The sequence below is a fragment of the Sporosarcina sp. P34 genome (assembly GCF_002743375.1).
Taxonomy (GTDB): Bacteria; Bacillota; Bacilli; order Bacillales_A; family Planococcaceae; genus Sporosarcina.
Genome location: NZ_PDZC01000017.1, coordinates 1 through 25,696 on the forward strand (window position 1 = coordinate 1; position 25,696 = coordinate 25,696).

17 protein-coding genes are annotated in these 25,696 nt (G+C 35.7%); 16 read left to right on the forward strand and 1 reads right to left on the reverse strand.

Going from position 1 to position 25,696, the window contains the following annotated elements; translation table 11 throughout:
* Positions 1-175: 175 nt before the first annotated feature.
* The gene (locus CSV63_RS15835; RefSeq protein ID WP_099696676.1) at positions 176-1,027 is read right to left on the reverse strand and encodes a DegV family protein; all 852 of its coding nucleotides are present in this window, start codon (positions 1,025-1,027) and stop codon (positions 176-178) included.
* A gap of 236 nt (positions 1,028-1,263) precedes the next feature.
* Here CSV63_RS15835 and CSV63_RS15840 point away from each other — a divergent pair, with 236 nt between their 5' ends.
* The 16 genes from CSV63_RS15840 to CSV63_RS15910 all read left to right on the forward strand — a co-directional run bounded on the left by CSV63_RS15840 (position 1,264) and on the right by CSV63_RS15910 (position 25,388).
* Positions 1,264-3,831, forward strand: a complete 2,568-nt coding sequence (locus tag CSV63_RS15840; RefSeq protein WP_099696677.1) for a type I restriction-modification system subunit M — start codon at positions 1,264-1,266, stop codon at positions 3,829-3,831.
* Positions 3,828-5,027: a restriction endonuclease subunit S gene (locus tag CSV63_RS15845; RefSeq protein ID WP_099696678.1), complete on the forward strand. Its 1,200-nt coding sequence runs from the start codon at positions 3,828-3,830 to the stop codon at positions 5,025-5,027. The genes CSV63_RS15840 and CSV63_RS15845 overlap by 4 nt, the downstream gene beginning before the upstream one ends.
* A gap of 12 nt (positions 5,028-5,039) precedes the next feature.
* Positions 5,040-8,126: a type I restriction endonuclease subunit R gene (locus CSV63_RS15850; RefSeq protein ID WP_099696679.1), complete on the forward strand. Its 3,087-nt coding sequence runs from the start codon at positions 5,040-5,042 to the stop codon at positions 8,124-8,126.
* Positions 8,127-8,397: 271 nt separating this feature from the next.
* Positions 8,398-10,251, forward strand: coding sequence for an ATP-dependent nuclease (locus CSV63_RS15855; protein ID WP_099696680.1), 1,854 nt, complete (start codon positions 8,398-8,400; stop codon positions 10,249-10,251).
* Positions 10,251-11,711, forward strand: a complete 1,461-nt coding sequence (locus tag CSV63_RS15860; protein ID WP_158233983.1) for a UvrD-helicase domain-containing protein — start codon at positions 10,251-10,253, stop codon at positions 11,709-11,711. Before CSV63_RS15855 ends, CSV63_RS15860 begins: the two co-directional genes overlap by 1 nt.
* A gap of 149 nt (positions 11,712-11,860) precedes the next feature.
* Positions 11,861-13,090: a Shedu anti-phage system protein SduA domain-containing protein gene (locus CSV63_RS15865; protein WP_099696682.1), complete on the forward strand. Its 1,230-nt coding sequence runs from the start codon at positions 11,861-11,863 to the stop codon at positions 13,088-13,090.
* 230 nt (positions 13,091-13,320) lie between these two features.
* Complete coding sequence (locus CSV63_RS16850; protein ID WP_233192177.1) at positions 13,321-13,926, forward strand: PDDEXK family nuclease; 606 nt, start codon at positions 13,321-13,323, stop codon at positions 13,924-13,926.
* 237 nt (positions 13,927-14,163) lie between these two features.
* Entirely contained in the window at positions 14,164-14,301 is a 138-nt protein-coding gene (locus tag CSV63_RS17050; RefSeq protein ID WP_369823874.1) for a hypothetical protein, read from the forward strand.
* A gap of 98 nt (positions 14,302-14,399) precedes the next feature.
* Positions 14,400-16,697 carry a hypothetical protein gene (locus tag CSV63_RS15875; protein WP_099696683.1) on the forward strand — a complete coding sequence of 766 codons (2,298 nt, stop codon included), beginning with the start codon at positions 14,400-14,402 and terminating at the stop codon, positions 16,695-16,697.
* Complete coding sequence (locus tag CSV63_RS16955) at positions 16,690-16,824, forward strand: hypothetical protein (protein ID WP_255408953.1); 135 nt, start codon at positions 16,690-16,692, stop codon at positions 16,822-16,824. Before CSV63_RS15875 ends, CSV63_RS16955 begins: the two co-directional genes overlap by 8 nt.
* Before the next feature lie 436 nt (positions 16,825-17,260).
* A complete protein-coding gene (locus CSV63_RS15885; RefSeq protein WP_099696685.1) occupies positions 17,261-17,947 on the forward strand; it encodes a nuclease-related domain-containing protein in 687 nt (228 codons plus the stop codon).
* A gap of 615 nt (positions 17,948-18,562) precedes the next feature.
* Positions 18,563-19,249, forward strand: a complete 687-nt coding sequence (locus CSV63_RS15890) for a hypothetical protein (protein ID WP_099696686.1) — start codon at positions 18,563-18,565, stop codon at positions 19,247-19,249.
* Positions 19,250-19,347: 98 nt separating this feature from the next.
* Complete coding sequence (locus tag CSV63_RS15895) at positions 19,348-20,772, forward strand: sodium:solute symporter family protein (RefSeq protein ID WP_099696687.1); 1,425 nt, start codon at positions 19,348-19,350, stop codon at positions 20,770-20,772.
* Positions 20,773-20,802: 30 nt separating this feature from the next.
* Positions 20,803-21,942, forward strand: a complete 1,140-nt coding sequence (locus CSV63_RS15900; protein ID WP_099696688.1) for a M20 family metallopeptidase — start codon at positions 20,803-20,805, stop codon at positions 21,940-21,942.
* Between the two features lie 21 nt (positions 21,943-21,963).
* The gene (locus tag CSV63_RS15905) at positions 21,964-23,679 is read left to right on the forward strand and encodes a M28 family metallopeptidase (protein ID WP_099696689.1); all 1,716 of its coding nucleotides are present in this window, start codon (positions 21,964-21,966) and stop codon (positions 23,677-23,679) included.
* A gap of 80 nt (positions 23,680-23,759) precedes the next feature.
* Positions 23,760-25,388, forward strand: coding sequence for an AAA-type ATPase lid domain-containing protein (locus CSV63_RS15910; protein WP_143565419.1), 1,629 nt, complete (start codon positions 23,760-23,762; stop codon positions 25,386-25,388).
* Positions 25,389-25,696 lie beyond the last annotated feature (308 nt).

The window sequence follows — 25,696 nt, forward strand, 5'->3', positions numbered from 1 at the left end:
GAATTAGCCTTCGGTTTACTGGCAGTGAACTTGAGAAAGTACACTGCCAGGGAGGTAAACATATAGGAAATCATACAAGGATTTCTATACAAAAAGGGTTCGATCATCAAAAACCGATGATCGAACCCTTTTTTGGCTCACTTCTGGCTAGTTATGTCCCAGCCTCTTTTTGATATTAAACCTCTATCCCTGCAATCCCAAATCCTCCAGGGCCAGAATGTGACGAAATCATAGCACCCGCTTCAATCCAAAGACTATTTTCAAATCCTCTTTCTAGTGCAATTTCATTGATCCGTTCTTTGATAGTCTCACTAAGGCCAATTGAGTATATAAAATAGATTTGTTGTCTATCGATGTCATATTGCTGTAAATAGTCTAGCAGTAAACTTTTAGCCACTTTGCTCATGTTCCCACGATATTTTTTAGTCGAAACAAGCTTACCTTCTACTAATTCAATACACGGTTTGATTTTTAACAAAGCCCCGCCTAGATACGCCATATTACTGACTCGTCCGCCAGCCCGTAAAAAATCTAAGCTACCCGGAAGGAAGGCAAGTCTTGCTTTTGGAACCTTTGCTTCGATTTTTTCTAGCAAGTGGACAGGATCCATTTCAGGTTCTTCTTCGAGCAGAGTAACCGCATACATAATCACCGCAGTTAATCCGCCTGTAACGTTTAATGTATCGATTAAATAAATATCCTCAAAATCTTTCGCAGCTGTTAACGCATTTTGATAGGAAACAGACGCTTTTGATGTGTAGCCTATATGAAAGATTGTATGATCAGGAAAATCTGTTCGAATCTTTTTGAAAAACTCTTGGTATTCATGAGTGTTTGTGGCGGCGGTGGATGGTATTTTTTTAGTACGTTCGTAAAAATCAAAGATATCTTGTACAGGTAGATAACCGTCTAAATAGTCCTGGCCATCCATGATGACGTGCATGGGTACTACATGGATGTAGTGTTTCTTTGCTAGAAAGTCAGGTAGATCGGCACCGCTTTCGGTTGTTAGAATGATTTTTTTCACAGTTTGTCGCCTCCAGTTTGTATTTTATTAGATGTGTAGGTTATTGAGTTTAGTTTAACTATACAGGATAGATGGATGAGGGATTGGAATTAATGGTATAAAACATATGTTTGAAAGCAAACGTTCATGTTTCAAAACACGCTATATTGTTAAAAGCTTTTAGATGATATGATTATAGTAAGATAAAGACATATACAATAGCGAATTTTGGCTATCGATATAGGGAGGACATCAAAGTGATTACATCAGAAGAAATTAAAAGAAGACTATGGGACGGTGCCAATGAGTTACGTGGATCAATGGATGCCAGTCGATATAAAGATTATATGTTGGGGTTAATGTTTTATAAATTCCTAAGTGATAAAACCATTGATACATTTAGAGTCACAAGTGGGATGAAACAAAATACCGAACAAGAAGTAATTGATGCGTATCGTGAAAGCTACGCACAATATCCTGAACCTCTTATAGAGATGATGTCTAGCGTTCTTGGTTACTACGTATTACCAGAACACTTATACCAAACGTGGATTCATGATATCCGTTCAGGTGAATTTGAAGTTCAAAAAGTTACAGATAGCTTGAATCACTTTGAACGGACAATTGCAGTGACAGGTGACTCAGATGATTTCAAAGGACTGTTCTCCAGTTCATCACTGGACCTGACAGATACAGCTTTAGGCAGCAACTTAAATGAACGTAGTAAGAACATAAAAGAACTCGTATTACTCTTTGCTGATCTCAATATGGTTACCTTGCAAAAAGGAGACGTATTAGGGGACGCCTATGAATATTTAATTGGCCAATTTGCGATGGAATCCGGGAAGAAAGCCGGAGAGTTCTATACACCATCCCAAGTGAGTGAAGTCATGGCGCAAATCGTTGCGAAAACCAAGTCCATTGAAACAATCTATGACCCGACGGTAGGTTCAGGTTCTCTTCTTTTAACTGTGAGCAAGTATTTATCAGAAGATGAGAAGAAAAGCTTAGCGTATTACGGACAAGAGAAAAATACTGCAACGTATAACTTAACGAGAATGAACTTACTTCTTCACGGTGTACGTCCTGAAAAAATGAATATGAATAATGGTGACACACTTGCGGAAGACTGGCCAGAAGATCCACAGCGTCCAAACGAAGGTGTCCAATTCGATGCGGTTGTAATGAATCCACCTTACTCCGTGAAGAACTGGAATAAATCGAATTTAAAGGTGAGCGATCCACGTTTTGAAGTAGCAGGCGTGTTACCACCGGATTCAAAAGGGGATTTTGCCTTTCTATTACACGGCTTATTCCATTTGGGGCAACAGGGAACGATGGCAATTGTCTTGCCACACGGCGTATTGTTTAGAGGCGGCGCAGAAGGAGAAATACGTAAACGCTTATTGGAGAAAAACTACATTGATACCATCATCGGTCTTCCTGACAAATTATTTACGAATACAGGAATTCCTGTAACCGTCCTTATTTTGAAGAAAGGTCGTCCACTTGGCACTCCTGTATTACTAATCGACGCTTCTAAAACGTTTGTAAAAGAAGGAAAGCAAAACGTTCTACAAGAAAAAGACATTGCACGAATTGTAGATACATACGCGACACGTAGAGAAGAAGCTGGCTATAGTCACTTAGCAACGAGAGATGAAATTATTGAAAATGAATACAACTTAAATATTCCTAGATATATTGAATCGATTGATGAAGAAATCCCCCAAGATGTCGATGCTCATCTTTACGGAGGTATTCCATATGCAAACATAGCAGATTTAAAAGTACTACAAGAATCTGTCCCAACGATTATTAAACAAGCATTGAAAGAAGTGCGTAGTGGATACGTTGAACTCACAGAATCTGTGGATGAGCTAACGAAAAAAGTATTGACTGATGACCATGTCATTCAAAAGTCAAAAGCAGTCGAACAACAATTAAAAACGTATATGGACAAGTATTGGGCATTATTGAAAACAATCGATGATGTGAATGCAATCCCTGAACTACGTGATGCGATGTTAGTGGAGATTAAAGAACTTTTGTTAGCGTTCAATCATATTGATGAATACGATGGTTATCAAATCATTGCAGAAATCTGGAAAGATAAGCTCACAGAAGATACCGAGATTATCGCGTTAACTGACTTCTATACAGCTGGTCGTACACGTGTACCGTTAATGGTCACAAAAGGTTCTGGGAAAACAAAGAGGGAAGAGCAAGATGGTTGGATAGGCAGTATCGTCCCGACTGAATTGATTAAGAAACAATTATTTGCAAAAGAAGTTTCTACTATAGAAGAAATAGAAACAAGACTTCCTGAAATCGATGCTGAATTAACTGAATTAGTCGAAGCAGCCAAAGTGGGAGAAAGTGATGAAGAAGTTGCGTTAAGTGAAGCATTGAATGACAAAGAAGATGCTTTCACAATAGGCGCGATACGCTCACTATTAAAGGAAGCAGATAAAGGAAGTACAGATCACACGTTGTTAAAAAAAGTAGAAAACTTGCTAAATGAAAAGACAACCTTAAATCGTGACGTGAAGAAATTAAATCAGGAATTAAAAGATGTAACAGAAAACCGCATTGAAACATTGACGAACAAAGAAATTGACGACCTAATGCATGAAAAGTGGTTCGGGTCAATCGTATCTAAGATTATGCGTTTAATTGAAAATCCTTTAACAGAAGAACTGGCAGTGCTAGAACAACTACAAAAGCGTTATTCTGAAACGTTATCTACACTAGAAGTAGAAAGTAAGCAGTTAGAGCAAGAATTAGAAGAGATGATGCAGGAATTGGTGGTGACTGAGTTTTGAAGGAAAAGAAGTTAGTGCCGAGAAGAAGGTTTGAAGAATTTCAAAATGCTGATGCTTGGGAACAGCGCAGGTTGGGGGGCATTTCAGACTTCATTACAAAAGGGGCCACACCTACAACATACGGTTTTAATTGGGAAGAAGAAGGGATCCCATTTTTTAGAAATGACTCCATAAAAGATAATAGATTTGTATTTGGGAAGTATTCATATATTTCAGAGGAAGCAAATGCAACATTAATTCGCTCTGAAATAAATTGTAATGATATTCTGATTGCAATTACTGGTGATATTGGAAAGGTAGGAATAGTGCCTAAAAGCATTGAAAAGGCTAACATCAATCAGCACATGGCGAAAGTTAGAATATCAAAAGATACTTATTCATATTTTGTGTATCAATACTTATCTATTGACGAAATGCAGAAGAAATATCAAAAAGTAAAAACAGGTTTATCAATGCCACAGTTAAGCTTAGAACAAATAAGGGATACAATAATTAAATTACCTTCAATAGAAGAACAAAAGAAAATAGGTGTCTTTTTTAAGAATCTCGACAACCTCATCACCCTTCATCAGCGCAAATTAGAAAAAACAAAAGCTTTGAAATCTGCTTATCTTGCTGAAATGTTCCCTGCTAAAGGTGAACGAGTACCGAAAAGAAGGTTTGCGGGGTTTACTGGTGAATGGAAGTATCAACAGTTCGGGGATGTATTAAAATATGAACAGCCTACAAAATATATTGTTGAGGTAGCATCGTACAGCGATAAATTTAATATCCCTGTTTTGACAGCGGGTCAAAGCTTTATTTTGGGCTACACAAATGAAGTAAATGGAATAAAAAAAGCTAGCTCAGAAAACCCGGTCATTATCTTCGATGATTTTACTACAAGCCTTCATTTCGTTGAATTCCCTTTTAAAGTGAAAAGCTCAGCGATGAAAATTTTAGATTTAAATTCATTGGACAACAATTTGTATTTTATATTTTACGCTTTAAAAAATATTAATTATTCACCTCATAGTCATGAACGTCATTGGATTTCAAAGTTTTCTAAATTTCAAGAGCTATTCCCTAGTAAAGAAGAACAGCACTTAATTGGTAACTTCTTCAAAAAACTAGACGAATCTATTGCAAACCAACGGAAAAAACTAAATAAGCTAAAAGCAATGAAACAAGCATACTTAGAAGAAATGTTTGTCTAAGGGGGTATTCTAATGAGTAATGTACCAAAGAATGTTTCAGAAGCAAGCTTTCAAGATCGTTTTGTGGAGAAGTTACTACGCTTCAAATGGAAATCTCCTGAAGAACTCGATGGAACGAAACGAAAAGTCACAACACAAGATTTGATCAATCATTGGCGTAGTGAATTGAATCGGATCAATGTCGATCAATTAGAAAGTGTACCGTTAACAGATAATGAATTTAATCAAGTGATGGCACAAGTGAACCAAATCGCCAATAGTTTTGAAGCAGCAAAATTATTAGCGATGGAAGGGTCTAAAGGCAAGATTGACGGGATTTATCGTGATCCAGACCCTCGCATTACTAGAGAACAAATCACACTAACCATTTTTAAAAAAGCACAAGTTAGTGGTGGAGACTCTAGTTATACGATCGCAAGAGAAGTCACGACACCTAATGGCAATCGCTTTGACCTCGTTTTACTCATCAATGGCTTACCGCTAATTAATATTGAACAAAAACGGGCTGATAAAACCTTTGATGAAGCGTATAGCCAGTTCAAACGTTACTACCAAGCGGGGGAATATACGTTGAATTTCATGGCATTTTCACAAATGATGGTCGTGACTTCTGAAGTTGCGACGCGTTATTTTGCGACGCCTAAAACGGTGCATGATTTCAATCCGAGTTTCCTCTTCCACTGGGCAGATAAAGACAATATTCCTGTGAATAACTGGGAAGAAGTTATTAGCCAATTTTTAATGATTCCTATGGCGCATCAAATGGTCGGGGATTACTTAGTGATTGATGAAGCAAGAGAGGAAGACAATCGTCGACATATGCTGATGCGTTCCTATCAAGTTCATGCTCTACAAGCAGTCGAGGCGGCAGCGTTTGGTTGGGATAATGAAGACCGGATCCCACACGGTGGCTTTGTATGGCATACGACAGGTTCTGGGAAAACAATTACGAGCTTTAAAACTGCTCTCTTTCTCTCTACGCGAGCAGGCTTTGATAAGGTAGTTTTTCTCGTCGATCGGCGTGAGTTGGACAGTCGTACGAGTGAGAACTTTAAAGCCTATGCTGCGTATGAATCCGTTTCTGTAGATGATACAAAGCATACATATGAGTTGCGTAAAATCTTGCATTCACCGAATAATGGCATTGTTGTAACGACGACCTATAAACTAAGTAATTTAGTGAAAGATTTAATGGAAGCAAACGATACACGTCTCGCTGATAAGCGCATCGTTTTTATTATTGATGAAGCGCATCGTACAACGATGGGTCAAATGATGGGAACCATTAAACAGTATTTTAGAAACAACAGTTTATTCTTCGGTTATACAGGCACTCCTTTGTTTGATGAAAACCAAGCGAAGGGAAAGATAAACGAAAAAAGTGAACTGATTGATACGACTGAAAAACTATTTGGTCCCCTCATCCATCAGTATACGATTGATGAGGCGATTGCAGACAGGAACGTTTTAGGCTTCCATGTCGATTACATTAATACTGGTGAATTTAAAAGTTATGAAGACCTGAGAGACCAGCTTATTGAATTATTTCAGAACCAGAATCCAGAAATAGAAATAAAGAAGTTAGAACGAGAAATGCAACAACTATCGGACTTAGAAATTGAAAAAGTAGCGAAAAAAGCAGGGCTATTCGTTTACTACGATGAGACACATATTCCGAAAGTTGTCGACGAAATATTAACGCAATGGGACACACAGTCTCAAAATCGAGAATTTAATGCCATTTTAACAGTCGCGTATAAAAAACGTGTGCTTGCTTATTTCAAAGAATTTAAAAAGCAAATGGTCGAAAGAAATATTCAACTAAATATAGCTATGACATTTAGTTTCGGCAGTGAGGATGAGACGGAACGTGTAGACCCTGCCGTCATTGAAAACATGTTTAAAGAATACGGTGCGTTCACTGGAATTGAGTTTATCGCTGGCGACAAAAAGCGCGGAGAAGACGCCTACTTTGAAGATGTAATTGAACGGGCGACAAGAGGGGGAAGTGGACGTAACCCTAAAAATATTGACCTTGTCATCGTAGCCGATCAATTACTAACAGGGTATGACTCCAAGTTGCTCAACACACTGTACGTTGACCGTTCACTCGAATTGCATGGATTGATTCAAGCATATTCCAGAACGAATCGTGTCTATGGTTCAACGAAAGAATTCGGGACGGTAATTAATTTCCAGTATCCTAAAATCACTGAAGAAATGGTCAATATCGCATTGAAACTTTACGGTAGCGGTGGAACGAGTAGTAAAGCAATTGTTGAGCCTTACAGAACAGCAGTCGAGAGATTAAAACTTGCATTTATCGAGATGGTGAATACGTTACCTGATCCGACGGACTGGCAATCCATTGAACCGTATGAGGAGCATAAGAAACAGTTCATACAAGTGTACAAAGAAGCTGCTGCACAATTTAACTTAGTAGAGCAGTATTATGAATATGCATGGGATGATGTAGCATTTGGAATAGATGAACGTACGTGGCTTCAATATACCGGTGCTTACCGGAACTTAACCTTTGAAGAGGGAGAAGAGTTACCGAGCGATAAAGCTCCTGCTTTAGTAGGCAGAACGAAACTTGCAGGTTCACAGATCATTGATGCCAATCATATTCTGAACCTCATTGGATCTAAAGCAACCTCAACAAATGGTATTCAAACGGTCGATGCAGAAACGTTACGCATCATCCATCAAGAAATCGAAGAGTTGAGTAACTTCGGTGAACATGAACAAGCGCAATTACTAAAAGAGTTTGTGGTGGAAGAATTACAAACTGGAAACGTGTCTAGTGACATCAATTTCGATCAGGCATTTGAAGATTGGAAAAATAATAAGAAGAGAGTACTGATTTACGAAGTTGCTGATGAGTGGGGTATAAACGGTAAGATTTTTGAAAAGTCTATTGATGCTTATTCAACAACTTCACCACAAGACATTCCTTTTATTGATGACTTGATTGGTAGTTTGGATTTTTCAGCTGCAACGAAAAAACAAGGACCTAATCAACTTATGCATAACTTTGCATTGACACCATATCTCGTAAAGGTTGTTCCGCAGATTAAATCGAAGTTTAAATCGTGAGATGAATTATATACAATTGTTATTTACATTTATTCATTGAGTTTCATTTTATCGAATCCAATATTTTACTTAGATACTTCTTTAGGTAAGTATCATGTACAGACACTAATGAAGAACAACGGAAGTTTTTGATAGAAGAGATGATAAAAGAGGTCTATGCAGGATTAAGGGCTTAAAAATGCCAGGTATTAAATATATTTTAGTGCCTGGCATTTTTATATGTAAAGTTTTTCGAAAGTAATAATTAATTAGAAAACACGGGGTGGGAATTATGCGATTTAAGCATATATCAATTAAAAACTTTAGGAATTTTAGTGAAGTAAATATTGAAGTTGATAATAAAAATATTGTTTTTGGAAGAAATGATTTTGGAAAAACTAATTTTTTATATGCATTACGTTATATGTTTGATTCAAAGATTCGAAGATTTGATTTTGCGGAATCAGATTATTTTAGACATAATGTCGACGAACCTATCGTAATAACAGTTTCGATAGAACTGGGTGATGATGAAGACTCTAATTTTTTACGGTCAGAAATGAGAGAGGCTACTTCTTTTTCAGAAGAAATAGATGGTAAACAAATTGTATATATTCAGCTTTGTGGTGAATATTCTATAGAGGAGCGTACTGGAAATCCCATTTTAAGTTGGGGTGGACATCTAGATGAAATGCATCCAATTCAGCAAAAGGGAAATTTCACTTCGATAGATAAGATTTTTGAAACCGTTTATATAGACCCGAACGTCGATCCTAGTGATATTTACAGAAAAAGTCGTTCAATTTTATATCAAGGAACCGAATCAAACAATCATGATGACATCATAAGCGCAATTAGTCTATTAAATGAAAAAATTAGTCTGAATAGTCGTGTGCTAGAAATAGGCGAAAAATTGACTACCAATTATCGTGGGATACGGGATGAAGAAATTCAAATCGAATTAAAATCGGAAATCGAAATAAATGGAACCTTTAATCATTTAGTTCCGTACATCAAACAAATAGTTGAGGATGGGGCTTCCGATCCAAACAAGGGGCAATTAGATAGACTATATCCTACCTCAGGCGACGGAAGAAGGAAGTTATTGGCGTATGCTCTCATCAGATATTTGCATGAACTAGAGAATGAAAAAGGAAAGGGGAAAAAAATATACTTATATTTAATTGAAGAAGTGGAAAATAGTTTACACCCTTCGATGCAGCAAGCAATTTCGCGTCACCTGTTTATAGAAGGAATGTACAATTATATTTTTACGACGACTCACTCAGTAGATATGTTGACCTACATGGATGATGTGGAGTTAATTCGTATTTTTAAAGAAGATAACCTAGTACAAGGCCATTCTTTATTTTATAATGTACCATCTGATTATGGTACTAGTCGTAAAAAATTTAATCGATTATTATCTCAGGCACTTTTTTCTGATAGGGTTTTACTCGTCGAAGGACCTTCAGAAGAGATTTTATTTGAAGCCACGTTAGAAAAATTAGCGGAAGCAGGAACAATTAAATATACGGATTTAGAGAGGGTATCAATCTTAGACGTTGGTGGCATAGGATTTAAAGAATACATAGATATATTGCGCGAATTAGGCATTAAGACAGTCGTTAAAACAGACAATGATTTGCAAAGTACACGAAGAGAAAATAAATATCACTCTACAGGCATTAATCGTTGTTTAAATTTACTCCCCTCGGCAGTAATCTCAGTGTTAGATACTCAGTATCAACGAAAAAATAATAAGAAAGATGCATTACAATTGGAACCAGTTATTAGAATTGGAAAGCAAAAAAAAGAGACAATGATGGGGAATTTATTTTTAAATCATTCAAATGTCATAAGAATATTTAAGGAAAATAATATTTTTTTGTCTAAAATAGAATTGGAAGATGATTTAATTGAGGTACTTAAAAAAGTTCAAGGTTGCCACTTAAACGATGTGTTTTATGAAAAGTTTGGTATGAAACCAATTGAGTTAAAAAATCATCTAAAAGAATCTAAAAAGTTTAATATGAACAGTTTTGTTAATTCCACAGCATTTAATCAGGAAGTAGTAAATGTTATTTATGCGCATAATTTATTTATATGTTTACAAATTTTAGTGCAAGGAGGGAATGCAAACTAATGTGTATTGATGCGGAAGAAAGAGAAAAAATTTTAGAGTCTGGTGATCCTAATATTTTAGTTGATGCAAGTGCGGGTACGGGTAAAACTACGATTATGGTTGATAAAGCCCTGAAATATATTAAATGTAGTGAATTTAAACATTATCAAAAAGTCGCGATGATTACCTTTACAAGATTCGCTACACAACAAATACGTGATAAAATCATTGAATATAAGTCGACTAAGAATATAGAAGAAAATCGACTAGAGGTCTCTACAAATAATGGATTTGTTTTAGCGGAAATTATACGTCCATTCTTAAGGGAAGCCTATGGAAAAGAATTTCCAAAAGGAGAGGAATTTCGACAAGAGTTTTCCAGCGAATATAAGTTTTCGTGTTGGAAACTTGGCATTGAGCAGCTACAAGATAAGCGAGTTATGGGATCATATATACAGATGAAGAAAGATTTCACATTTCAGCTAGCATTAAACGTATTAAAAAGATCTAAAAATGCAAGAAAATATATTAAAGTGAAATATCCTGCCATGTTTTTAGATGAATATCAAGATTCAGGGCCAGAAATGCACGAATTCTTTATGTATTTGAAGGATGAATTGAATATTTCCTTGTTTATTGTAGGCGATATTAAACAAGCTATATTTGGTTTTAGAGGTGCTGATCCTGAGTTGTTCAAATCCTTGTCTAATGAAGGATTTACTTCCTATAACCTGATTCATAATTTTCGATCCAATTTGGCGATTATTAAATATACAAGCTATTTCTTAGGTGAATCTATTTCTCAAATAGATATTGAAAGTGGAGTTTCTATAAACAAGCATATTGACTGGCCAAAATTTATTAGCCAGGAGTTGCAAAATATAGCAAGTGATGCGACAGTTGTTTATTTGGTTAATTCACCAAGAAACTTCCATAGAACAATAGAAAAACTTGAAAGTGATTATGGATTTACTTATATGGAGGATCCACCGCTATCCACTGAATATCCGAATCATGATGTTTTACTTCCACTACTATTACTTTATCATGACGGTAATAACTACAATAGCTTTGATTTATTTAATGAAATTGGTGTTCAAACACTTCAAAGGCATCAAGGAATAATAGATAATATTACACAGCTTTTAGAAAGTGAAGAAGTGGCAGATGCGTTAGATTGCTACAGCAATCTAGTTGAAAGGCAATTTAGCATTAGTGAAAAGGATAGATTTCAAGATTGCATGGAAGAGAAGTGGAAAGTTCAGTTTTGTAAAGAAAAACCACATAAACAAATCATGACCATCCATAAATCAAAAGGATTAGATTTCGATTTCGTATTTGTTGATGCTAAGTCTTTTTATTTTAGTAATGTATTTCAAGAGCAAAATCATTACGTCGCTATCACGCGTCCAAAAGACAAGATTTTTATTAATCTGAATCATAATAAATATGAGGATTGTTTAAGAGGAATTGTCGGTTAGCGTAGTTCGATAAAAGCTGTTTAAGGAGAATTAAATAAGGTACCTGTGTGAGAAACAAACGTGAATGTTTAAACAATCACGTTTGGTTTATGCGCAGGTATCTTAAATTAATAGCAGTCCGTTTCAATTTTTAAAAAGGGGATGAGAAGATGGCAGAAAAGGAACCATTAACATTAGAGGAATGTTCTAGTTTATTCGTAAAAGTACTTATGGAAAATTATTGGGGGAAACTGTGGAATTATCTGCAACTCAAGCCTAATTTAAAAAAGAATTTCACAACATTTCTTTTGAATCCCAAGAAGGTAATATTTTACATAGGGAAAACTCATTGGGGTGTCGAATATATAGGGAATTTTAATTCTACAGATATTAGTTCAAAACATAAAGTTGAGGTTGAAGTTTTTGATTACTCAAAAGATGATGATCTATTAACAAATATTTTAGGTGTTGATTATAGTAAACAAACAGGCCCGAAGTTCCCATTGCCTGAGTATAGTGAAGATTTAGTTAAACCTACTAATGAAGCAGTGGATATTATGTTTGAAAATGGTTGGAATTTAGCTGGTCAATCAATGATAATAGGTTTCAATTCAGGAGGATTCGTACTACAGAAAGGTATGGTTCATAGAATAGTTAATGGTTTTTTTTATGGAACTAATAGATCTGGATTAGTTACGAGAAATATAAAGTGGTTAGATTTGTTCCCTTTACAAATAGAAGATGTGGATGCGGAAGTAGAGAATTTTAAAATTTACTTGTGGCCGGATCTTACTGGTACCATAATACAGGATGTCCATTTTCAATACCCACGTCCTGCGGGATTTAGAGAAAAAAAGTGGTTTAGTTTAAATCGCTTCGTTGAATTGATTAGTTCTAAAGAAACTAGTGAAACTCAAATAACTTCCTTTCTTGCTGAACCTAACAATCAGTTTATTTTAAAAATGGCCTTTATGGGTAAAAGCATATTTACCGAATGTGAATTAGAATGGCAATCAGAAGAACGTAAAGCGATTAGACCAGATTTTTTCATTGAAGGGTCAAATGGGTATTCGGACATTGTAGAATTTAAGTTGCCTAACTTAAAAAATATAAACAGTATAGTAGGACGTGAGAATAGAGAAACCTTCAGTGCGGAGATTCATTCATATGTTAGTCAAACAAGAAACTATGAGTATTACTTTGAAGACCCTAAAAATAGAGACTTCGCAGAAGAAAAGCATGGAATAAAAGTTTATTATCCAAAAAGAATTTTGGTAATGGGAAGAAGGTGGATGTTAGATACCTCAGATTGGAGAATGTTAGAAAATGATTATAGAAACATTATGATTAAAACATATGACGAAGTTATAGATTTAGTTTTAAGTCATTTATATTCGTAATTTTATTCTATTGAGGAATAAAGAATTAATCAACTGTGTTTTTTCGCTATAAATAAATATTATTATGACCGCTTATTTGACATTCAAGAAAGGGTAACGGATTTACACACAAAGCAAGATACATGTGTGAGAAATAAACATGAAGGTTTCATGCGCAGGTATTATCCACTTTATATAAGCATCTTTAATTTTAAGGGAAATAGTTAATCTAGTTGAGGGGAGTGAATAGTATGTACAATGTATCCAGTGGAAAGGCAGTAAAAATAGAAGCCACGACATTTTCGGAAATTAATTACAAAGAGAGTGATATTGAAGAGTTGCTGCGAAAAAATATTGATATGATTTGTGATGAAGAAGAGTCGATGCTAATTGTCGGTAGGCAAGTTCGAAATGCTCAACATGGAATAAGTGATCTTACTGCAGTAGACAATAAAGGAAATATCGTATTGATTGAGATTAAAAGAGATAGAAAAGATATTGAAAGCCGAAAAGAAGCTTTTGAATTTCAAGCCATACGGTATGCAGCGGGTTATGCGACGATTGAAGACCCAGAGGATTTAGTGAATAAGATTTACGCTCCGTACATCGAGAGATACCGTGGGGAATTTGAAAGTGGTTTTTTAACGAGTGTAGAGCTTGGTAATCGAAAGTTAATGGAGTTTTTAAAAACAAACGGTGCGGAAAGTAATTTTAACCAAAGCCAGGAAATTATTCTGGTTGCTTCCGATTTTGATGAACAAACTCTTTCAGCAGTTGCCTGGCTTAATAGTTATACTGTTAATATTTCTTGTTACAAAATGATTCCATATAAGATAAAAGACGAAGTATATATATAAATAGAAAAAGTTTTACCTGTTAGCATACATAAAGATTATTACGTTGATTTCTTTGATAATCGCACAAAAAGTTCTGCAAAGAAAAAAGGCATAACTAGAAGAACATTACCCAAAATTAACGATATGCTCGAATGGGGAGTAGTTCAGGCTGGGGATATCATCGTTGCTAAGGGATTAGAAGATGAAGGGATACTTCTGTCTAATGGAAATGTAGAGATTAATGGGGAAGAACTATCTATGCAAAGATGGTTAAAAGAATTATTCGGTTGGTCCAGTATTCAGACGTATGTATTTGCTGTTCATAAAGAGACCGGAAAACCCCTTTCTCAAATACGCGAGGAATATATGCTGAAGCAGCAAGATGAAATGAATTGACTGGGTACTTGTGTGAGCTACAAAATGTTAAGAAAATCATAAAATTTTCATTCACAAATGACAATTTTATATTTGTGAATACTTAGGAGGTGGATTCGTTGGTTGATTTAATTTTAAATAATAATAGTATTTATTTATTAATAATGGTGATTTTTTGGTTTTTTATATCTGGAATGATTAACCGAACTTTGTTCAGAGTGAAAAATGGAATAAAGCAAACAAGGTTTTGGAAAATTAAACCTATTAAAAAAAGTGTTTTTGGATTGGGAATCTTGCTAGTAATAAGTACAATAGTTTTCTTGGCTAATCTACAGGAAAAAAACAACGTTATAGACATAGGCGACAAGGATTATCATTTAAATTTAGTTATGGCTATACTTACAGTTTACGGAATTTTATATGCGTTTATTCAATTTGCGATTGGTTATGCCGACCAAAAGAATAATGATAAATACTGGGGGAAAAGTACAACAGAAGTCCTCCTATCCGAGAATATAGAATTCATCATTTTTCATTCGCGTTTCTTTAAAGTTGTTTTGTTTTATATTGCTATTTTTCCGTTAACGAATTGGCAAGTTTTTAAATTGATTGCAAAATATGAGAGTTTTGCACTTGCGCTATGGGAAGTATGTTTAACAATTATATATGTGCTCTATATTTTTCTGTTTACCAAAAGTTTGGTTATCATGAGACGCTTTTTTGCTATGCAAAAGAATCATGAATTACCTGTAAAATGGTTAATTGAAATAGAGAAACTTGAGGATTACGAAGAATTATTTAATGACTCTTATCAAAATAAAAATGATCTATTTATGAAGGTATTATTTCAGGACACGATGTCTATAGAGGGTTCGGAAAGAAAAGAAATGTTCATTAAAATATTGAGAGGTACCTTAGGATCTTTTAGTGATAAACAAAATGTAAAGATTCATAAGCAGAAAAGCCAAAAAATTAAGTATGGACATTTTCATCTCTATAGAATGTTTTCAAACTTATATAGAGACGAGAAGTTGGAGGATCTTGGTTTTAGTTTTGACGATTTGCTTTCGATATATCGAATAACTGAAGAAGTTCTTTTCAATGAAGTTAAATTGGTTGCTAAAGACGATCAAAGTAAAATAATTGCTGAAATTGTCGAGCTATATTCGAATAGACAAAATCATTTTAAAGAGTGTAGATACTATGGTGTTCCACATATTATTTGGGATCAAGTTCAGTCAAATGCTGATTTGCTAGCCTTACACCGTTACATGGAAACCAAATATGCTTGGAGTATAAATATTGAAGAATTAGATAATGAAGGTCAAAGTCATCTGAAGTTATTGAATCAAAGTAAGAATCAGTACATCTGGAAGTTACTAGACTGTTCCAAAGATTTCCTTGGAAAAGAGGGAAGTCATACAAGTCATTTTGTTTTTCATAAATCTAATGAACTTAGTATAAAGAATGCCATATACCAATATATACTTGAGTTGGAATTTAGTGAAAATAATAGAGTGCAAATAGAATTATTAATGGATGTTTTAGACTACGAGCAAAAGGTGGCACTTGTTTTTTATATCCTTTTGTATCCAACTGAAACTGATTATATAAAGAAACAGCAATATGTATTGTTTTTCCGTCCTTTGTTGGATAATTGGAACGATAATAAGAGAATAAGTGATCCTGAAGTGAAGGATTTTGTACTTTGGAAAATCGAAAATAGTAATATTAAACATAAAATTACTCCCAATTTGATTGAGTGGATTTTTAAAAACTTGGAAACTCATTCGACAGATGTTCGGTTGATTCAATCATGCATAGATTGGGACTACTTTTCATATGCCAAAATTCTAATGTTTAAATATATTTTTAATGAAATTCATGATCGTTACCCGGACTTTTCGAATCAAGAACACGCTACTATTAAACAGCAATGGTCGGACTGGAGAGTTGTATTTCTAAAAGAGATGGTAAAGAATTCAGTATTGCTAAAGGAAGATTTTTTCAAAGAGCACATCATGGCAGTGTCGAGACATATAAGTAAATCATCAAATCCTATAGTCTTGTTTAACGAAAACGACTTTAGACTATTTTATATGAATCCGCTGTTCGAGATAACAGAAATAGAGTTTTTACGATTTATCGAGGAAAAAACATATTTGCAAAAAGGTATTTTAGAATTCTTGATACTAAAGTTAGATAAGGCTGCATATAAATATCTTATTACCAATGAGCGGATAGTAGTTTTATTCAAATGGAGGGTCAAAGAAATCATCTATGAAACTAACTTGGATATTGAATCCTATGTACATCAATTAGCTTTGAGGGCAAATGAAGTTACCATGGATTCACCTGTATCGCAGCTTAAAAAAGATATAATTATTCGGAAACTGATTGACCTTCTCTATGAATAAACTAAATGAGTTTCAACGCAAACAAGACCATAATATGACGACAGCTCAAGCAAGACATCAGATAGAGCGACCGAATGAAATTGAGGGACGACCAGGTCTCGGTACAACTTCCACACAATTCGGATAGCCGAATAGATGAAATAGAAGCTAAAAGTATAGCTGTTTACAATTCACAACATTTTGTGCCAGATTCTACGGAATACTTCCAACTAAGTGCCGGAAGTGTCCACCAACAACAAATAGCAGTAAAGCTCCCATTAATAACTCTTATTAAACGCAGCACTTTCTCGATAAAATTTGTGTATCCATTTAAGGTGGTGCTTTTTAAAATTAGATACCTGCGCGAAAAACAAACGTGAATGTTTGAATAATCATGAAAGTTTCTCAAATAGATACTATTTTGATTCGAAATTTATATAGGGATTGATTTGGATAAGTGCCAAGTAGAAATAGAATCCAACGTAAAAGTGTTTTATCGAAAGTATCGTGATTTATTTCTGATGTTTCGATAATATAAGATTATTAAGTAAATCGATTAGTTGCGGAAAGTGAGCGTATACAAAATGGAGTTATTTTTTGCCACACTATTATATATCCTAAAATTGAAAGCCTTCTGGTTCCTCGTTGCTATGGTGGTTCTTATCACCGTCGTTCAGTTGCAATTGCCGAAATGGCGAGGTGCTGTCGGTGAGCGAATCGTGCAGAAACGGCTCAAAAAACTAGGCGAAGAGTACCGGGCTTATCATGATCTCTACGTCGAGGACGCACAGTATGGATTGACGCAGATTGACCATGTTGTTGTCTCTAAATATGGCCTGCACGTCATCGAAACAAAGCACTATAAAGGATGGATCTTCGGCAGTGAAAGTCAGAAATACTGGACGCAGGTCATCTATAAAAACAAACAGAAATTCTACAATCCTATACGGCAGAACTACGGTCATATTGAAGCGCTCAAAAGCCGTCTGAACTTGCCTAACCTGCCTGTATGCTCCATCATCGCCTTCTCTAACGATGTCGAATTTAAATTTAAAGAACCGTTTCGGTCAGCTGATGTTGTCCATTATCGTGGATTGGTGAAAGCAATCAAGCAAGATGATAGACCACGGCTCACTAACAATCAGTTGAACAGCATAATCAGTAACCTAGATCAGCTTGCAGATCTTCCGAAAGAAGAAAAGAAGTTGATCAGGAAAGCGCACTTGCAGCAGGTGCGGAAGAAGTATAACGCCACGCCAGCAAGAAAGTAAAGTAGTGGAGTGGTAGATACAGTGAAAGTAGTAGACGAAGCAAAGTAACGTGTCGGTGTGAAACAATCAGGAATGCTTCACGCTCATGTACCTTTCGCTAAGTTCAGTGTGAACTTGATAGCTCTATTACCATTCGAACTATTCTTTACCTCTCACCACTACTAAAATCAAGAAGCGGTGGTATGTATATTTCTATATCCGGTTTCTTGGCCACGCCTAGTTCATTGATATAGTTTTCAAAATTCGTTGCGTTAAACAAAGTCGATGGTCTAAGGAATGCATAAAAAAGCGTTACCTGTGCATCACACAACTCTAGAACAATTCAGAATAGTGCCTGAATTGTGTGATGCACAGGTAAACAAAACTTACTTTAATAAGATGCCCGCTGTGCGTCAAACGTTCATGATTGTCAGACGCACAGTAGCTACCTTCATTGTTTTAGAACAACCGATCTGAGCCTAAACATAATTGTTTAGGCTTAAATCGGTTATTTTTACATTCTGCTTTTTTGTGCTTGGGAAAATAATCGATTTAATTGGTTGAAATGGGTTGTAATTGTTTGGAAAGCATAATATAATACAAATTATTCTAACAATTATGACGAGGAGGAAAGTAATGAAAAAGTTATTATACTCAATGATCCTTCTAGCATTAATGCTTTCAATGAATCATAAAGCATTTGCTGAAGAAACACTTCCTGTTTTAAACAAGGCAGTGATCGATATAGAAACAGAGGATGGTCAGTATGTTGTAACAGAACAAATTGAAATATCTAATATACAAGGAGAATCGCTTGAGGTAGGACATTTACTATCAAAGATAACTGATAATCAAGTTTCTGAAGTGTCGTTTAACACAACAGAAGGGGATGTTTCACCTAGTATTGAAACTGGTGAACGCTTGGATAAATATTTTCTGTCACTTAACAACGTTGAACAAGGAAGCGTTGCCTATACGATTGAGTATAAAATTCCGAGGGTGGATCATCATTTTGATGTTCCTTTATTTGTGCCAGATTTTGCTACTAGTGATGTTGAACGTAATATTGTCATTTCCTTTACAGCACCTGAAGGTATGGAGATACAAAAGAATTCGTTTCCTAATATTATAGAAGGTGGAAAAAATCATGTAGAGAAGCATATGACGAATATTCCTTCAAAGGTTGCCTATGTATTTTCAGAAGAAACCGTCTATCTACATTCGTATAATATCATTTCGTTTATTGCTATTTTCGCTTTACTTGTACTATTAGTTTCATGGGGATTAGTGGAAATCAAAAAGTCAAAGAGGAGGAATAGCTGATGGGTGTTAGTTTTTGGGGAATTGTTATTTATTCGATTGTATTCGTTTCAGCGTATTTTCTTTGGCTGCTACAAAAGTATAGAAATGGAGGGAAATAGATGGTTGAAATTAGTAAGGTTTTCTACTATGTAGTAGCTGGATATTTTTTAGTTACATTAACAATAGGGTTTTTAACAGGTAGGGGTAATAAAACTAGTGAAGATCACTTAGTTGCTGGACGTTCAATCGGACCTGTAATTGGCGGTGCTGCCCTTGCAGCTACTCAGCTAAGTGCCGGAACATTTATTGGAACTATTGGCGTTTTATATTTAACAGGTTTTAGCTATCTATGGTACTGGCCTGGTTTATGGGCTGGCTGGATTGTATCAGCAATCTGGGTTGCTCCTAAATTCCAAAAGTTTAACGGTGTAACAGTACCTGATTATATAGAAAAACGTTATAACAGTAAAACAGCAAAGATTGTATCAGCAGTTCTAATAGTTGTAGCTTATAGTGTGTATTTAATTGCTCAGTACGTAGCGGGCGGAATCTTAATGAATACGCTATTCGGATTACCAATGATTTGGGGTGCTGTCATAACTATTGGGATCACCATGATTTATACATTGAAAGGTGGTATGAAAGCCACTGCTTACAGTGACTTTTTCCAGGCCATCATCATGGGAGGGTGTTTCCTAGTAGCCATTCCTATTTTATATTCACAAGCCGGTGGATTTTCAACTGTTGGTCAATTTATCACAGAATTTAATCCTGACTTGACCGGATGGTATTGGAGTTTTAAAGATTTGCTTGGTTTCGGGTTAGCTTTTGGTTTATCAATGGCTATTGCGCCTTATGAGCTGGCTCGTATGTATACGTTGAAAGACGAAAAAACTGTTCGTTTAGCAATCGGTTTTTCATTCATCTTCCAAGCAGTTATTGCAGTTTCAATTGGCTTAGTGGCGGTTGGAATTCGTACAATTTATCCAGTAATCGGTAATCCAGATACTGCATCGTCCATCATGGCGCTTGATCTACTACCACCTGTCATTGGTGCGTTGTTCATGGTCGCAATATTGGCATCCATAATGAGTACTGTTTCAGGGATTATGATAGTATCTGCATCTGCAGTTTCACATGATATTTACGGCACTATCAATAGACAGGCTACAGACAAGCAGAAAATGTTCATACACAAAATAGCGATTGTCGTCCTATCATTAATTCCACTCGGCTTTGCATTAAAGCCATTTGATATGGTGCAGTTTATTGTGTTGATTCAGGCATCTATGGTGGCCAGTTTCTTCTTTGCAACAGTCGTTATAGGTCTGAATTGGAAAAGGGCAACAGGTACAGCTGCATTATGGTCAATGGCTGGCGGAGTGATCACAGTCGTTATGTGGTTTATACTCGATAAACCATTTGGGATGAATGAAGTTATACCTGGCGTATTGGTTTCTACAATTCTTATGATCGTGATCAGTCTCTTTACTAAGCCAGTTCCTGAAGATTCACTTCGACCGTTTTTTGATGATATAAAATAAAAGTAGAATATAAATGAAGGTGTGTTATATATGGAAGATGTTGTGAAATATTTGCAAGGTAAAAATGATGAGATGCTAGATATGTTAAAAACGATGGTTGAAATGGAAACACCATCAGATAATAAACAACTTGTAGATCATTTTGGTGAAAAAACTGAGGAAATAATAAATAGCTTTATCAAGGCAAAAGTTACTTCTATTGATAATAAGAAATATGGAAATCAAGTAAGAATAGAAGTAGGCGAAGGTGAAGAACAAATCTTGTTACTAGGTCATATGGATACGGTTTGGCCAGAAGGAACACTTGAAAAGATGCCGTTCAAAGTCGATGGAGATAAAGCTTATGGTCCAGGTACTTTTGATATGAAGGGCGGCATTGTGCAAGGTATTTTTGCACTTCATGCACTACAAGAATTAGATTATAAGCTAAATAAAAAAGTAGTACTATTTCTAGTTTCTGACGAGGAGATCGGAAGCGTCTCCTCAAGACATTTAATCGAAGAAGAAGCGAAGAAAAGTAAATATGTATTTGTTTTGGAATCTTCAGGCGACTTGGAAGGAATGTATAAAACAGCTAGAAAAGGTGTAGGAATCTTCAATGTTGTAGTCACTGGAAAGGCAGCACATGCTGGGATTGAACCTGAAAAAGGTATTAGTTCTATCAAAGAGCTAGCAAAGGTTATCCTATATCTTCATAGCTTGACGGATCTTGAAAAAGGTACGACTGTTAATGTAGGTCTAATATCAGGAGGATCATCTTCGAATGTCGTAGCGGCCAAGTCAGAGGCTGAAATCGATTTACGTGTTACGAAAGATAACGAATTTGATCGTATTATTCCTTTAATTAAAAATCTGACGCCAAGTAGAGAAGGTATTAGCATAGAAGTTACTGGGGGTATTAATCGTCCAGTAATGGAAAAGACAGAAGAAATTGGTATGCTATTCGAAAATGCTAAGCAACTTGCTGCAGATTATTTAGGGTTCGAATTAAAAGAACAACTAAGTGGTGGAGGCAGTGATGGTAGTTACGCATCTCAGTTTGCGCCTACATTGGACGGAATGGGTCCTGTAGGAAATGGAGCACATGCTGCAAATGAACATTTACTTATTTCGAAAATGCCTGTGCGGAGCGCTCTTCTTGCACTTATGCTAATAGAATTAGGAAAATAAAGTAGGGAGAAGTGAAAATCTATGAATCAAGCCACTATACTTGAAGAAGTAAATGCAGATTTTTTAATGGAATATACGAAAAATATTGCAAAAGAAGTTCGACTATCTGGATCTGAAGAAGAGCTACGTGCATTTCAGTATGTAGAAATGAAATTAAAAGAGTTTGGTTTACAACCTGTTCTTGAACTATGCGACGCATTCATAAGTTTGCCGGTCAAGGCTGAACTACATGCACAAGGAAAACAATTCAACTGTATTACTCACGCAATGGGTGCCACTACGGGCGAAGAAGGTTGTAGTGGAGAAATGGTCTATATCGAGACAAAAGAAAATTCCGATGTAGATATTCAATCGAAAATTGTTCTTTTGGAAGGTTTAGCTACAGGGCCGTCCGTTGAATGGGCGCAAAAAAATGGTGCGGCGGGAGCCATCTTCATCAATGCAGAGTATACACATGAAATGATCGTTTCGTCTGTATGGGGCAGTCCAACGACTGAAACAGTATCTCTTCTTCCAAGTCTTCCAGTAGCTTCTGTTACGATTTCTGTCGGTGAAGAACTTAAGGCTATAGCCAATTCTAAAGATGCCGAAGAAGTTACATTGAGAACGACTGTAGACACTGGGTGGAGAAAGATCCCAATACTTACAGCGGAAATTAAAGCGGATACGGATAAGTTTGTTCTATTTAGTGGACACATTGATTCTTGGCATTATGGGGCAATGGACAATGGAACTGCCAATGCAACAATGATTGAAGTGGCAAGAATTATGTCCATGCACCAGGATAAACTAGTGCGTTCAGTTCGCTTTGCTTTTTGGTCAGGTCATTCTCATGGTAGATATGCTTCATCAACTTGGTATGCAGATCATCATTGGGAAGACTTACATGAAAACGGTATGGTTCATATTAATATTGATTCTGTCGGAGCTAAAGGTGCTACAGTATTAACTGAAGCAAATTGTATGGAAGAAACAAAAGAGGCTGTCAGAGAATCTGTACAAAAGATAGCTGAACAAACATTTGTTGGAACTCGATATAGTCGTGCAGGTGATCAGTCATTCTGGGGGATGGGTATGCCTTCACTTCTTATGGGCTTATCCGAACAGCCGCCAGGAACTACTCCAGCAGCAAAAGCGTTTGGTGAAATGTTTGGGGGAGGGAAGTCGGGTGGTTATGGTTGGTGGTGGCACAGCACCGAGGATACAATAGATAAAATTGATCCTGCGAATTTAAAACGTGATTGTCAGATTTACGTAGATTTAGTATACAAATTCGCTACTAGTCAAATCATTCCTATTAACCAGCAAAAAGCAATTAATGAAGTGAAAGAAGCACTACAGCACTATGAAGAAACAGCTGGCGGTGCTGTTAAACTTACTCTAACGTTAGAGCGGGCAGAAAATTTAGTAGGAGCAGTAAAGAAACTATATGAGTTTGCAGAAAATAAGAATTTGCGTAAAGATCAGTTGGCACTAATCAATGATGCAATTCAGAATTTGTCACACACGCTCGTTCCGTTAAATTATGTCAAAGGCGACATTTTTGATCACGACTTAGCAGTTAATCCAGTAGTTGTACCGAGCTTGAATAAAATTAATGAATTTACTAGTTGTGAGAAAGATACACCTAAATACTTTATGTTAAAGAATGAAATGCAACGAACAATCAATCGAATAAATTATTCATTACTTAAGGCAGTTAGAATGACTGAAAGTACGCTGGAAAAGATACAATAAATTACAAGGTCATATTGGATAAGTACGTTAATCATGCTATATTGTAAGAAGGTTGGATGTAGAGAAATAGATAGTAGGACGTGAAAAAACGTATGATGGGCAGATTAGTGTTAATAGGAATCCAAGAAGAAAACCTCTCTTATATGCATAAGCAATTGATCTACATATTCAAAGAGTTAATTGAAATACAAGTCATTTCGCTAAAAGAGTTACATGCAGCGTCTATTCATTCTACAGATACAGTTTTATTATCAGGGGCGGCCATTCAAGAATTGGTCCGCCCATTTGTGCCTCCATCGTGTATGTGTATTATTGCAGAGCGCATGATTAATGTAGTGAATTTAAGGGAAATGTTGGCGCTAGATGAAAACAGAAATATATTAGTTATAAACGACAATGATACGGACACTATGGAAACAGTAAAGTCGTTGAGGGATATCGTACCCCAGCATAATTATTATCCATTTTTGACTGACAAAAGAATACCTGAAAACATACATTTGGTCGTCACTCCTGGAGAACAGAAGTTAGTTCCTCTAGGTTTTCCAGTTCTTATAGATATAGGACCACGTGTTATTTCAATTGATACATTGTTAAAAATCAAAAGGAAGTTTGAACTATTAATTGAAGACTCACTCTTAATGCAATTGTATATTAAAGCACTTGTATATTTATCTGAGCGACCACCTGAAATTCGTAATGAAAATACAGATAGTCAAAACTATGGACGAACTTTTGAAAATTTCTACACACATTCATCATCTATGAATAACGCAAGAGATTTGACAAGGAAAATGGCCAAGACTAATCATTATATGCATATAGAAGGCGAGGTAGGTACGGGTAAGAGAATGTGGGCAGAAATGATTCATAATGAGTCGGTGTTTTCGGCCTTTCCTATGTCGGTATATAATTGTTCAGATAAAGAACCTGAATCGATCAAGCGTGAATTATTTGTTGAAAGACTAAATCAAATGGAAGGCGGTACGCTGTTTATTAAAAATATTGACCAATTACCGTATAGCTTGCAAGGAAGATTGGCGGAGTTATTTCTGAATCCGTTACCTAACTTACGAATTATTACTTCCACCGTTGTAAACTTACTAGAACTTGTTGAAAGAGAACAGATTCGAATGGAAATTTATTCACACATCTCTTCCTATCGTGTACAAATACCCCCTCTACGTGAGAGGAAAGAAGATATAGGCTTATTAATAAATAACTTCAAAACACATTTCAAAAAAGAGTCTTTAGTCTTTTCACCAGATGTATTAGAGGCATTTACAAGATATGATTGGCCAGGAAATGTTAGAGAATTATACAATGTAGTTTCTTATTGTGTTTGTCTGAATACGAATACAATAGATACAAAATCGTTACCTCTCTTCTTTAAAGGCCAAAAACAAAATACTACGCATGTAATAGATGTAAACTATATAATCAGCGAGATTGAGACACATGGATTCTTAGAAGAAAGCATAGAATTACTAAAAATCTTTAAAGAAGGTAAAGAGAGACAAAAGTCATTTGGGAGAAAAACTTTGAAAGAGATATTAGTACTAAAAGAAAAAGCATTAACTGATCAACAACTCAGACTACGTATGGATGTTCTAAACAGACTAGGATTATTGATTGTTCGAAAAGGTAGAGCTGGTAGTACAATATCTAAAAAAGGCGAAGAGTTTATTGAGCTATATGAAAATAGATGAATGTAAAGATACGCATCTTACTGCAACTAGCTGTATGGTGTGTATTTTTGAAAAAAGGTACCTGTGTGAAAAACAAACGTGAATGTTTAAACAATCATGAAAGTTTCTCACACGGGTACTTTTTTGATTCGAAATTTTAAATAGAGGATCGGGTTAGATAAGTGACAAGCAGAAATAGAATCTAACGTAAAAATGTCTTATCGAGAGTATCGTGACTTATTTCTGTTGCCCCGGTAATATAAGAGTATCAAGTAAATGTATAAGATATGGAAAGTGAGCGTATACAAAATGGAGTTATTTTTTGCCAC

What these genes read in the sequence shown, in the direction of transcription:
- CSV63_RS15850 (WP_099696679.1), top strand. Translation starts at nt 5,040, where the DNA reads ATGAGTAATGTACCAAAGAATGTTTCAGAAGCAAGCTTTCAAGATCGT.
- CSV63_RS15855 (WP_099696680.1), top strand. Translation starts at nt 8,398, where the DNA reads ATGCGATTTAAGCATATATCAATTAAAAACTTTAGGAATTTTAGTGAA.
- CSV63_RS15860 (WP_158233983.1), top strand. Translation starts at nt 10,251, where the DNA reads ATGTGTATTGATGCGGAAGAAAGAGAAAAAATTTTAGAGTCTGGTGAT.
- CSV63_RS15865 (WP_099696682.1), top strand. Translation starts at nt 11,861, where the DNA reads ATGGCAGAAAAGGAACCATTAACATTAGAGGAATGTTCTAGTTTATTC.
- CSV63_RS16850 (WP_233192177.1), top strand. Translation starts at nt 13,321, where the DNA reads ATGTACAATGTATCCAGTGGAAAGGCAGTAAAAATAGAAGCCACGACA.
- CSV63_RS17050 (WP_369823874.1), top strand. Translation starts at nt 14,164, where the DNA reads ATGCAAAGATGGTTAAAAGAATTATTCGGTTGGTCCAGTATTCAGACG.
- CSV63_RS16955 (WP_255408953.1), top strand. Translation starts at nt 16,690, where the DNA reads ATGAATAAACTAAATGAGTTTCAACGCAAACAAGACCATAATATGACG.
- CSV63_RS15885 (WP_099696685.1), top strand. Translation starts at nt 17,261, where the DNA reads ATGGAGTTATTTTTTGCCACACTATTATATATCCTAAAATTGAAAGCC.
- CSV63_RS15890 (WP_099696686.1), top strand. Translation starts at nt 18,563, where the DNA reads ATGAAAAAGTTATTATACTCAATGATCCTTCTAGCATTAATGCTTTCA.
- CSV63_RS15895 (WP_099696687.1), top strand. Translation starts at nt 19,348, where the DNA reads ATGGTTGAAATTAGTAAGGTTTTCTACTATGTAGTAGCTGGATATTTT.
- CSV63_RS15900 (WP_099696688.1), top strand. Translation starts at nt 20,803, where the DNA reads ATGGAAGATGTTGTGAAATATTTGCAAGGTAAAAATGATGAGATGCTA.
- CSV63_RS15905 (WP_099696689.1), top strand. Translation starts at nt 21,964, where the DNA reads ATGAATCAAGCCACTATACTTGAAGAAGTAAATGCAGATTTTTTAATG.